At 52.1% G+C, this 10,958-nt stretch carries 12 protein-coding genes; 7 read left to right on the top strand and 5 right to left on the bottom strand.

The genetic code is table 11. The features are described from left to right. Positions 1–97: 97 nt before the first annotated feature. From Q0095_RS03650 to Q0095_RS03635, 4 genes are all read right to left on the bottom strand, one after another. Positions 98–1,027, bottom strand: coding sequence for a DUF4299 family protein (locus tag Q0095_RS03650; protein WP_297881449.1), 930 nt, complete (start codon positions 1,025–1,027; stop codon positions 98–100). A gap of 143 nt (positions 1,028–1,170) precedes the next feature. Beyond that, the gene (locus Q0095_RS03645) at positions 1,171–1,980 is read right to left on the bottom strand and encodes an SMI1/KNR4 family protein (protein ID WP_297881447.1); all 810 of its coding nucleotides are present in this window, start codon (positions 1,978–1,980) and stop codon (positions 1,171–1,173) included. 328 nt (positions 1,981–2,308) lie between these two features. Beyond that, on the bottom strand, positions 2,309–2,638 hold the full coding sequence (locus Q0095_RS03640) for a hypothetical protein (protein WP_297881445.1): 330 nt from the start codon (positions 2,636–2,638) through the stop codon (positions 2,309–2,311). Further along, on the bottom strand, positions 2,557–3,030 hold the full coding sequence (locus Q0095_RS03635) for a hypothetical protein (protein WP_297881443.1): 474 nt from the start codon (positions 3,028–3,030) through the stop codon (positions 2,557–2,559). The genes Q0095_RS03640 and Q0095_RS03635 overlap by 82 nt, the downstream gene beginning before the upstream one ends. A gap of 174 nt (positions 3,031–3,204) precedes the next feature. Here Q0095_RS03635 and Q0095_RS03630 point away from each other — a divergent pair, with 174 nt between their 5' ends. Both Q0095_RS03630 and Q0095_RS03625 read left to right on the top strand, forming a co-directional pair. Further along, on the top strand, positions 3,205–3,843 hold the full coding sequence (locus tag Q0095_RS03630) for a hypothetical protein (protein WP_297881441.1): 639 nt from the start codon (positions 3,205–3,207) through the stop codon (positions 3,841–3,843). Positions 3,844–3,936: 93 nt separating this feature from the next. Further along, positions 3,937–4,134 carry a hypothetical protein gene (locus Q0095_RS03625; protein ID WP_297881439.1) on the top strand — a complete coding sequence of 66 codons (198 nt, stop codon included), beginning with the start codon at positions 3,937–3,939 and terminating at the stop codon, positions 4,132–4,134. Between the two features lie 414 nt (positions 4,135–4,548). Here the strand turns inward: Q0095_RS03625 and proC are convergent, their stop codons facing one another. Continuing rightward, positions 4,549–5,526, bottom strand: a complete 978-nt coding sequence (gene proC, locus Q0095_RS03620; protein ID WP_297881437.1) for a pyrroline-5-carboxylate reductase — start codon at positions 5,524–5,526, stop codon at positions 4,549–4,551. A gap of 138 nt (positions 5,527–5,664) precedes the next feature. On the opposite strand from proC, the gene ilvC reads away from it, so the two are divergent. The 5 genes from ilvC (at position 5,665) to Q0095_RS03595 (ending at position 10,706) form a co-directional block, all read left to right on the top strand. Then, a complete protein-coding gene (gene ilvC / locus Q0095_RS03615; protein ID WP_297881435.1) occupies positions 5,665–6,687 on the top strand; it encodes a ketol-acid reductoisomerase in 1,023 nt (340 codons plus the stop codon). A 13-nt stretch (positions 6,688–6,700) separates the two neighbouring features. Further along, positions 6,701–7,891, top strand: a complete 1,191-nt coding sequence (locus Q0095_RS03610) for a divergent polysaccharide deacetylase family protein (RefSeq protein WP_297881433.1) — start codon at positions 6,701–6,703, stop codon at positions 7,889–7,891. Then, positions 7,875–8,663, top strand: coding sequence for a DNA-processing protein DprA (locus tag Q0095_RS03605; RefSeq protein ID WP_297881431.1), 789 nt, complete (start codon positions 7,875–7,877; stop codon positions 8,661–8,663). The genes Q0095_RS03610 and Q0095_RS03605 overlap by 17 nt, the downstream gene beginning before the upstream one ends. Before the next feature lie 835 nt (positions 8,664–9,498). Next, positions 9,499–9,891 carry a Holliday junction resolvase RuvX gene (gene ruvX / locus Q0095_RS03600; protein ID WP_297881429.1) on the top strand — a complete coding sequence of 131 codons (393 nt, stop codon included), beginning with the start codon at positions 9,499–9,501 and terminating at the stop codon, positions 9,889–9,891. Between the two features lie 446 nt (positions 9,892–10,337). After that, positions 10,338–10,706, top strand: a complete 369-nt coding sequence (locus tag Q0095_RS03595) for an EthD domain-containing protein (protein WP_297881428.1) — start codon at positions 10,338–10,340, stop codon at positions 10,704–10,706. Positions 10,707–10,958: the final 252 nt, after the last annotated feature.

Genomic DNA, 10,958 nt, shown 5'->3' with positions numbered 1-10,958 from the left:
AATTTTACACATCGCGAAATTTACCGCAAATTCCGCGTCTTTAAATTTTGTAGAGCAACCCTCGATAAAATCCCGTAATTTCACCACAAAGTAAAATTTAGCCCGCCAGCGCCTTTAGCTGATTGACGTTTAGCCCGTCAACCAAAATATAGCTCGCATCGATGAAGCGGTAGTTTTGCTTCGGCAGGCGCGCGATAAACTCGCCGTATTCCAGCTCGGCGATGGCGCGGTAGTTGCCTGCGTCGTTTTCGTCGCCCTCTATGCCTATGAGCGCGATCTGCCAGCGCGCTACGTCGCTATTTTTCAGCATCTCCGCGTTTTGCCACTCCACAAACGGCTTGTAGGGCAGGATAGTGGGCAGGTCCTGCGTGAGCGCGTATGAGCCCATTATCGTGCCGTCATCTCCATTTCGATAAAACCTCTGGTGCGCGCTGTAAGCGTCAAGATATTGCACCTCGGTCAGCCGCTTGCTAAACTCGGCGGCGGGGTTATACGAGGCTAAAATTTCATCCATCATCGCGCGGTTTATCGCAAAAGGCCTCTCTACTCCGTAGCAAAAATTTACCTCCGTATCGCCGTTTAAGTGCTGATCTATCGAATGTAGCCCCGCCGCTATATCGCGCTCGTAGTCGAATTGCTCTATTTTGTCGTGATCGTAAATTTCGCCGTTTTCATCCGTGATCTCGCCCCCTAGCTGCTTAGATAGCGCCTGTAGATACGAGATCGCCAAAACCCAATCAAAGACCGTCGCGGGCGTATTTACGCGCACGGCGTAGCTTTGCTGCTCCTCATCATATCTTAGCTCCATCCCGCGCCCGCTCTTGTCCCGCACGCCTAAAATCAGACACTCATGCTCGCTCAAAAGCGATTTTAAAAACGCCCTTTCATCGAAATCCTCGGCGCTCTCGTCTATGCCAAACACCGATAGATCGGGCAGCAGATCCAATGCCTCGCTAACGCTCATGACGTCCGAATACCCCATAAATAGCGGTCGCTTTTTGTTTTTGACGCGGAATTCTACGCTCATCGTTTTCTCCTTTGTTAAATTGGCAAAATTATAGCGAAATTTTACTTGCCGCAGCGAGCTAGATTTGCGCGCGCAAGCCCGCATTGCTGGTTGCACAAGCGTGCGCCGCAGCCCGCACAAAACTCACTAATAATCGCGAAAGCTTACTCGCCGATCGCGTCTTTTAGGCTCTGTGCGCACAAGCCTGCGCTCTTGAGCTCGCACAAAATTTCACTCATCAGCTCCTCTTTGAAAACGTCCAGTATCATCGCGTCCGCGTCCAGCTCAGCATAGCGCAGGGCGGGCTCGCTGAAGTTTTTAAGCTCTTTAAACCGCCGCTCGCCCCGCCTGGCAAATCCGAGCCGAACCTCGTTCGGGCTAAGGCTCAGCACGCCGCCATCGCGAGCGAAATTATACACGCTAAAGCCGTAAAGCTGTGGATCGGCGGCTCTTGCGCGCACGCCCAAAATTTCCTCCAGCCGCGCCTTTGTGCCGTCTAGATCGAGCCCTGTTTGCAGCGCGATCTTGCCGCCCGTGTCGAGCCGCAAAAGCGCCAAAAACGAAGCGAAATCCTGCGCGATGATGTTTTGCTCGTCACACTCGACGTCGATGTAGGCGACTGCAGGCTGTTCGCTGGCGCGGTAGTCCAGGCACAGATACCAATGCCCGTCGCCGCTGAAGGGCACCAGCCCGTCAAGCTTGAAGCTCACGCACTCGCGCTCCTCGCCCCAGCTAGAGCGCGTAAGCGACGGATGCGCCTCGCCGATGCCGCTGACGGCGTCTAGCGGATAGCTCTCTAGCTCGTAGCGCAGGTAGCCGCCGTTTTGTACGCCCAGCATCATGGCTAGCTCGCGCGGCAGGGCGTGCCCTAGCTCCTCTTCTGCAGCTCGCAGCGCCTCGGGCGTGAGCGGATCTTGCAGATAGGGCAGGTAGATCGGCCTGCGCCAGATGTTTGCAAGCTCGTTTGCGTTCATTTTTGCTCCTTTAAATTTACGAGTTAAAATTTCAAGCACGCCTTAAATTTTAAGCTCGAATCCGAAATCTCAGTTATAAAATTTTAAAATTTTGCGGCGCCGAATTTTTTCATAGCCCGCTCGCTGTATTCGGCTCGCCTGCAACTATACGGCTCGTCTTTCGGCGGCTTAAATTTAATCTAGATCGGGCGCGCCGTCGTTTAAATTTAATCCGCACCGAGCGGGCTCAAAGCCACGCACCGATAAAATTTCATTGCAAATTACTCGGCACGAGCGTCCGTCTGAAGCGGCGGAATTTTGTAAGCAAGCTAAATTTATCTTCGCGTGCCTAATCGAAATCATAATATAGGCTCCACGCGCCGCTTTGCGGGTTTTTGGCAAACATCAAGCTACCGCCGTCAATGACGTTAAGGCCCGCCTTTTCATCGCTTGAGACCTGAAAAACGAACTGATAGTCCTCGCCGAAGCTCACTCCTGACTGGCAAAAGGAGGGGTAGCCGCCGAGCTTCGTGCAGTTGTGATACTCCAGCCCAGCCGTGACGTCGGAATAATAGAGCCCGACCGACCTTTTAAGCTCTAAAATTTCGTGCACGACGTCAGTCTCCAGCCCGCCGCCATCCCAGCCCGCGACGTCGTCCGCGGCAAATTTGGGCTGCAAAGAAAGGGCCTTATCTGCGAGCGCGGATTTGAAAGCTCCTTTATGACGAGCTCGCTTACGTCGCTATACTCGCGGATTGCCCACAGGCCGTCCATATTCTCATCAAATTTGCCGATGAGATCCTGCGAGATGAAGACCGTAAGCAGCTTGACGCCGTCCAAGACCTGCGGCACGTGGGGTAGCGCGGGCAGGTAAAACTGCGCCAGAGGGAGCATCGGCGCGCCGTTTTTATCCGTCGGTAGCTCCTCATCCGCCGCGCAAGCGAGCACGCGGCCGATCCAGCACTCATCGATCGCGCCTCGCGACCTCACTCCGCCCGTCTGAAAATAGGTGATTTCGCGCGCGATCTTGCGCTGCAGCTCCTTAATCTTTTCTTGCAGATCCGTTTGCATTCGCGTCCTTTTCGGTTGGAATTTTAGCGCTTTTGTGAAATTATAGCGTAAATTTTACCCGCCGCGGCGAGCTAAATTTGCGGCGCAAGGAGTTGCGAAAAGTAAGCTTAAAGCTTTTTGGGATAAAATTTAAACAGACCGACGTAGGCGGAAATTTAATCAAAAGGAGCGAAAATGACGAAAGATCAGTGCTGCGTTTTAAAGCATTTGATGGCGGGCGAAACGGAGGGTTTTGAAAAGATAGGAGAGCTTGGTGACGGCGAGTTTTTGGACGCGCTTATCGGAAAAGGGCTTGTTTGGATGCTTGACTGGGTCGGCGAAGACGAGACGGGAGAGCTGGGTAAATTTATCCGCTCTAGGCTTGATGCGCTGCAAAGCGGCGTGGCTCTAGAGTGCGATAAAATTTACGCAGGGCTCGAAAAAGAGGCGCAAAAAGAGGATTTTAAGCGCGGCGACGCGAGCCTATTTTTGATGAACGAGTTTCAAAAGGCGCTGAAAAAGAGCGATTTTAGGCTCTTTACTTTGGATCTGCATAATGACGCTTATTATCTATTTATCGCGCACAAGAACGCCGAGCGGGATTTTAAGAAAATGGCAAAGCGAGAGGAGCCGTTTTGGGATATCGCGCCGTGGGGCAAGCGCCGCAAGAGGCAGATCCTTTACGTCATAAACTGCGAGTGCGGCGAGATGTCGGCGTGGCAGCTGGACGCAGACGAGCCGTCACCTAGAGATGAAGTCTGCGAAGTATGCGGGCGGGTGCTTTTTGACGCAGACGGCAACGCGATGCAGCCTTTGGAGAAAGAATTTATCTGATCTTACTTGCTTGTCGCGGTTTTGCGTGCGAAGTTCTGACCGGATGAAAAGTCAAATTTTATTGCGCAACTCGGCAGAGTTTGGCGCACAGGTTTGGTTTGCAGCTCGGCGGCGAAGCGTAGTTTAAATTTAAGGCTCGCACGGGCGGCGGAATATGTTTTGATGCGGCTCGCTCTGGTAATCAAATACGTTTCGGCGCGGCTTGTTTGGTTTTCTATTCACGCGAGCGATGAAATTTTGCAGCTTGCGTTTGTATCTCGCAAGACCGCAGCGCAGGACGCACTATTTTAGCGCTTGCGTTCTGCGCTTGATTTTTTATCCAGCAAGTTCGCAGTCGCGGGCGCATCTACTATGCTGCGTTAAATTTTGATTTTAATGGTTGTGGACATAGGCTCGCGCCGCTAAAAATCAAAATTTTGCCCTGCCGTGGGCGCTAAATTTACAATCTCTAAATTTAAAATTTTAAGCGTAAATTTTGATCTAAAATTTCTAAAGTCGCTAAATTTTAAAATTTAAATGCAATGCGGGTTTGGCGGCTTGTTCGCCATAGAGCTCGTAAATTCCGCCGCTGCAGAAATGGCGAACTCATTCGATTTAAAAATTAAGACAAAATTTTAGCTAGAGCGCCCGCACAAAATCCCAATGTTAGCACGCCCAAAAACGCGCCGTATTTGAAATCCGAAACCGACGAGGTGCGGTGAAAGGCTAGCCGCGAGCTTTGGCAATGCACGCCTCGATCGCCGCCATCACCGCTGCGCGAAACCCCGCCGCCTCCAGTACCGCCAGCCCCTCTATCGTCGTGCCCGCAGGCGAACAGACCGCGTCTTTGAGCTCCGATGGGCGCTTACCGCTTTGCAGCAGGCGCGCCGTGCCCTCTACCGCCGCCGCTACCGCGTCGTAGCACAGCGCCCGCGGCAGTCCGCCCCGCACGCCCGCATCCGCGGCAGCCTCGATAAAGGCGCACACATACGCGGGCAGACTCCCTGCGATCCCCGTAAATGCGGCAAAACCAGCCTCGTCTATCTCGTAAAATTTACCGATTTTGGCGGCTAGCGCTCGTACGATCTTCCGACTGGTCTCATCAAAATACTCGCCGTAGCACAGCGCCGTAGCCGACGCGCCGATGCCCGCAGCGATGTTTGGCATCGCGCGGGCCACGAAAACGTCCGCACCTACGATATTTTGGGCGCACTCCAGCTTGAAATTCGGCGCCAAAAGAAGCAGGATTTTACCTGCGAGCTCGGGCGCGATCAGGTGCAAAATCCCCTCGTATCTAGCGGGCTTGGTCGCGAGCACGATAATATCCGCCGCATGCGCCAGCTGCGTCTCGTCCTCTAAAATTTGCACGCCGTAGCGCTTGCGTAAGACTTCGTTTTTACTTCTAGCATAAGCTAGGACTTGAAGCTTCGTATCGGAGCCGGACTGCGCGCAGGCGAAATCACGCTCGCGGCTCGTAAAATTCTGCTCTAAATTTGCGGAATTCTGCCCGCAAGCCGCAAAGCTTTGAGTATCTGGCATAAAATTTTGCCCGTCGTGCGCGGAATTTTCTCCGCTCGCCGTGCAATTTTCTTTATCCTCTGTAAAATTTTCTCCGCCCGCTGCGCAATCTCGCCCGCCAGCTCTGCAAAGTGCGGCGATCATCGCCTCGCCCATATTTCCGCCGCCGATAAATCCCACTTTCATTTTTGCTCCTTTTAAAGCTAAATTATGCCTCAATGATAGCTCAAAATTTCTTTATCCCCCCTTGCGGCGCGCGGTTTATCTACGTAAAAGCAAATTTTAGCTACAATCTCGCCTAAATTTTTAAAAAAAGGATGCGTTATGGCAATAAACGTTTTTTACGACAAAGATTGCGATTTGGGTTTGATTAAGGCTAAAAAGGTCGCTATGATCGGCTTCGGCTCGCAGGGACACGCTCACGCCGAAAATTTGCGCGATAGCGGCGTAGAGGTCATCGTGGGCCTTAAAAAGGGCGGCGCGAGCTGGAGCAAGGCCGAGGCGAAGGGCTTTAAAGTAATGAGCGTCGGCGAGGCTACGAAAGCCGCGGACGTCGTAATGATCCTAACGCCCGACGAGTTTCAAGGCGACATTTTCAAAGCGGAGATCGAGCCGAATTTAAGCGAGGGCAACGCGATCGCGTTCGCGCACGGCTTTAATATCCACTTCGGACAGATCGTCCCTCCAAAGGGCATCGATTGCATTATGATCGCTCCGAAAGCCCCGGGCCACACCGTCCGCAATGAGTTTGTAAGCGGCGGCGGCGTACCGATGCTGATCGCCGTTTCGCAAAACGAAAGCGGCAGAGCCAAAGAGCTTGCTCTAAGCTACGCAAGTGCGATCGGCGGCGGCCGCACCGGCATCATCGAAACGACTTTTAAAGCAGAGACCGAGACCGATCTTTTCGGCGAGCAGGCTGTGCTTTGCGGCGGACTTTGCGCGCTCATTAATGCGGGCTTTGAAACTCTCGTCGAGGCGGGATATGAGCCCGAGATGGCATATTTTGAGTGCCAGCACGAGATGAAGCTGATCGTGGATCTCATCTATCAAGGCGGCATGGCTGATATGCGCTACTCGATCTCAAACACCGCAGAATACGGCGATTACGTAAGCGGAAACCGCGTCGTAAACGAAAGCAGCAAAGCGGCGATGAAAGAGGTGCTAAAGGAGATCCAAAACGGCAAATTTGCAAAAGACTTCATCCTTGAGCGCAAAGCTGGCTACGTGCGAATGAACGCCGAGCGCAACATCACGGCAAATAGCTTGCTTAGCAAAACCGGCGAGAAGCTTCGCGCGATGATGCCGTGGATCGCCAAAGGCAAGCTCGTAAATAAAGATAAAAACTAATTTCGGCTGAGCTTTGGCTAATACAAATCCACGCGGGCGCCGCAAAAAGCGCCCGATCAATTACATAGCGATCGCCTTTGTCGTAATCTTGTGCTTTTTAAGCGGTGCGGTTACCTACGGGGTTTTGGATCTCGTATTTTCGGGCAATAAAGCCGCGTTGCAGCAAAGCTCGCGCAAACAAACTCCTGAGAGCACTTCCGATTCTCGCGGTAAAAAGCCTCGTTTAAGCGCTGCACAGAAGGAAGCTTTGATTCAAAAGGAGCTTGATAAGATCGCCGAGCAAAACGTAACCGCGCCGAAGATGAGCATCGAGCCCGCACGGCAGAATCCATCAGTACAAAATTCCGCAAACGGCGATTCGCAAAATTCCGTAAATTCTATGGTTTTTGCAAATTCCGCCGCCTTAAATTCGGCAAGCGACGGACCTGACGTAAATTTTACCGCAGTAAATTTCGCGCCAGAAAATTCCATAAATTCTACCATGCAAAGCTACGCTTCGGGCAATGCGGACGATCTTTCTAAATCGCCGCGTAAAGCACTGCCCGCAGGCTCTCGCGCAAAGCTAGCGATCATCATCGACGACGTAGGCACCGACGAGCAGGCGCAAAAGATCGCCGCGCTGCCCGTGCGCGTGACGCCATCCATCTTCCCGCCAGAGTACCAACGCAAGGACACGCGCTCGCTCGCTCGCGGCTTTGAGCATTACGCTATCCATCTGCCGATGGAGGCGAGCTCTGCCAAAAATAACTCCGCGACGCTGCGAGCTTCGGATAATTACGAGAAGCTAAACGGCGTCATAGCCAAGCTGCGCGCGGACTTTCCGAACGCTAAATTTATAAATAACCACACCGGTTCCAAATTTACCGCCGACGAGCGCGCGATGCAAAACCTGCTGCGCGCGATGAACGAGCATGGATTTTTATTTATCGACTCGCGCACGAGCCCCGCTACCAAGGCTAAGGCGGCGATGAACGGGCTTGGTATGCGATATGTACATCGCGATGTGTTTTTAGATAATCAAAACAGCGTCGCTGCGGTGCGCAAAAAGCTGCGCGAAGCTGTGACGCTTGCTAAAAAACAGGGTTACGCCATCGCTATCGGCCATCCCAAAAGCTCCACTCTGCGCGCACTCGCAAACAGCGCCGATATCCTAGGCGAGGTCGATTTGGTCTATTTGGACGAAATTTATGAGTACTACGAGTGAGCTCGGTTTTAAAATTCAAAGCCTAGCAAGGCTCGGTGCGAGCGAGCCCGCGCAGCTGTATTTTAGGGGCGAGCCGGCGATGTTACAAAAGCGCCGCATCTCGATCGTGGGCTCGCGCAAGATGAGCGTTTATAGCAAAAATTTGATCCTGCGCCTCGCGCGCGCTTTGAGCGATGCGGACTTTTGCGTCGTAAGCGGCGCAGCGATCGGCTGCGACATAGTCGCGCACGAAGGGGCGTTTCCAAACACGATTGCGGTTTTTGGCAACGGCCTTGATCAAATTTATCCCGCGCAAAACGCCGCCATGATCGGCAAAATTTACGAACGCAGTCTCGCGCTTAGCGAGTATGAGGACGGCGTAAGCGTGCGCGGATTTCAGTTTTTGCAGCGCAACCGCATCGTCGTGGCGCTGTCCGAGGCGCTGATCGTCGCTCAAGCAGAGCCCCGCAGCGGCTCGCTGCAAAGCGCCCGCCTGGCTCGCGAAATGGGCATACCCGTATACGTGCTGCCGCACCGCATAGACGAGAGTGCGGGCACGAACGATCTGCTCGCAAAATCTCAGGCGCGGCTGATCGCGGATTTTGGCGAGTTTGTTGCGTCTTTAGCTCCGCAGACGCCGCAAAGCACCGAGCGTGCGCAGGATGAAGTGATGGAATTTTTAGCTTTAAATTCCGATCTGCAAGCGGCGATCGAGCGCTTCGGCGATAAAATTTACAAATACGAGCTTGAAGGTAGGATAGAAATTTTAGGCGCAAAGATCGTAGCAAAGTAGCTGGAGGCTAGCGCTTGCTCGCCGTGGTTTGATCGGCGCCGCCTGCCGGCATAGCGTGTTTGCATGGCGCGTAGTCTGCGCGGCCGGTGTTTAAATTTAGAAAAAGGCGGCTCGGTAAAATTTTGCTTTCCGCAAGTAACGCTTAAGCTTAAAACAAACCCGCGCGGCTTGTTTGTGTAGTGCCACTCGCCCCGATTGCGGTAATGATCGGTTTGTGAATGCCGCGCGAGATTTGTAAATACTTTGCGGCGCAGAATTTAAGTGTTAAAATGCATGAAATTTTCTGAAATAGCGTTTAAATGTTTGTTTGCCTATCGTGCTAAATTTTTGCGGGTAAATTTGGCTACGAATTTCAGCGCGAGTGTGGTAGGCTGAATTTGTCGCAAGAGAAAATTTTGGTCACTGCGGCAAAATTTTACGAGTTATAAAGCGTAGGGGGGCTTGTATCTGCTCCGCCGCGTGAATGCGGGTTTGCTTTAAAATTTTGATTTTACATGGGGTGGGTTGGTTGCACGTCCGGCATCTGCACGGCAAGGTTTATGCCCGCCGTGAGTTTGGGTGTCGCTTATGTGCGGCTCGCGCGGATGTAGCGGGGGGGTGCTGAGCCGGGCGTGGCGATCGAAATTTTAAAATTTGAAGCTCGTGGCACGCTAAATTTAATAGCTCGCAAGCGGCGCGAGCGAGTGTAATTTATGTCAATTTCGTATAAAATTTCATAAATTCCGCAGCTAAATTCTGCGATAAAATTTAGCTATGAAATTCCGATCGCGGAATTTTGGTGGCATAATTTTAATGGCGAAATTCCGCAAAATTTGATGTTAGCAAAGGATGAAATTTGATAGTTGCGATCGATCTTGGGCTTAAACGTATCGGCGTGGCGGCGGCACCGGATGATAAGACGCCGCTTCCGTGCGAGCCGATCCTGCGCAAAAACCGCACCCAAGCCGCGCGCGAGCTAAGCGAACTGCTGCGCGAAAAGGGCGCCAGCGTGCTCGTGCTGGGCGTGCCGCGCGGCGGGGCGAGCGAGGAGGAGATGAGCAGGCGCATACGCCACTTCGCCTCGCTGCTGGATTTTGACGGCGAGATAAAATTTCAAGATGAGAGCTTTTCGAGCGCTGAAGCGGCGGAGTTTGCGAGCAAAGGCGCTAAGGGCGGCGGCAAGTACGCGCGCTTTGATAGCATCGCCGCGACGATAATTTTGCAAAGGTTTTTGTCGAGCAAGGGCTAGGCGCGTGCGTGGCAACGTAATTTGCGCGCGGCGGTGAAAGATAAAACCGCCGCTCGTCTGTTTTGTCGCCGTTTGAAAGGCCGCAGAATTTTACTCGCTCGCCTAAAACGGACGGAATTTTATGCTCGTTAGAGATTGGTAAAATTTTATCGTCCACTAAGGTTTGGCAGAATTTTACTTTGCCCGCAAAGAGCCTGCGGAATTTATTTTGGCGGTAGCCGTAAATGACGCTTTAGGCGGTTAAACCGAGCGAGATTGACGGCGGTTTGAACTTTAAGTAGTGAGGTTTATGCATTTTGGCGATTTGTGTTTGCGCGCACGGCTGCTATTTTAAGTTTTTTTCAAGGTCTATTTAGACGCAAAGAACGCTAAGCAAAATTGCAAAAACGCGGATGCATCATAGAACAGGGTGTAAATTTGAGATAAATTTCATTTAGGGAGCGGTTATGTTTAAGATCACGATGTTGGTAAAAAAAGCGCCGGGTATCACGCAGCAGGAGTTTGTAGCACACTGGGCGGCGCATTCGCAAAAGGTTTTGGCTAATCAAAAGGCACTAAATATCGTCCGCTATGCAAAAACTATGCCCATCTTTATCGAGGGACAGAGCACCAGACGCGAGACGGCAGCGTTTAACTACGACGCGATGGGCGAGCTATGGTATGAAAGCGTGCAGGCGTTTGCGGACGCACGAAACAGCGAGGTAGCGCGAGCGGTGTTAGCGGAGCTGATGGCGGATGAGGCGCGATTTTGCGATATGAAAAACTCCGTGATGTGGTTCGGCGAGGAGGAGGTTGTGATAGAGTTTGAGCGCTAGGGAGCGCAGTTTGCAACGGATAAATTTTGAAATAAAGCTCTTTAAATAGATAGAATTCTACGTGGCATTTGGGTTTTAAAATTAGCAGAATTTTACGGGCTGGACTTGCGCGGCTGAAATCGCAATCGCAGTCTACATAGATGAAATTTACGTACGCTATACAGATACTGCGCGGCCTTGATTATTTTCAGGCTCAACATATCTAAGCGGTGCGATATAATCTAATAAGCCTGGGTATCGGAGCAAAAAATG

The organism is uncultured Campylobacter sp. (assembly GCF_938045535.1).
Classification (GTDB): domain Bacteria; phylum Campylobacterota; class Campylobacteria; order Campylobacterales; family Campylobacteraceae; genus Campylobacter_B.
The sequence above is the reverse complement of the archived record's forward strand: the minus strand, read 5'-3'. Positions and strand labels throughout refer to the sequence as shown.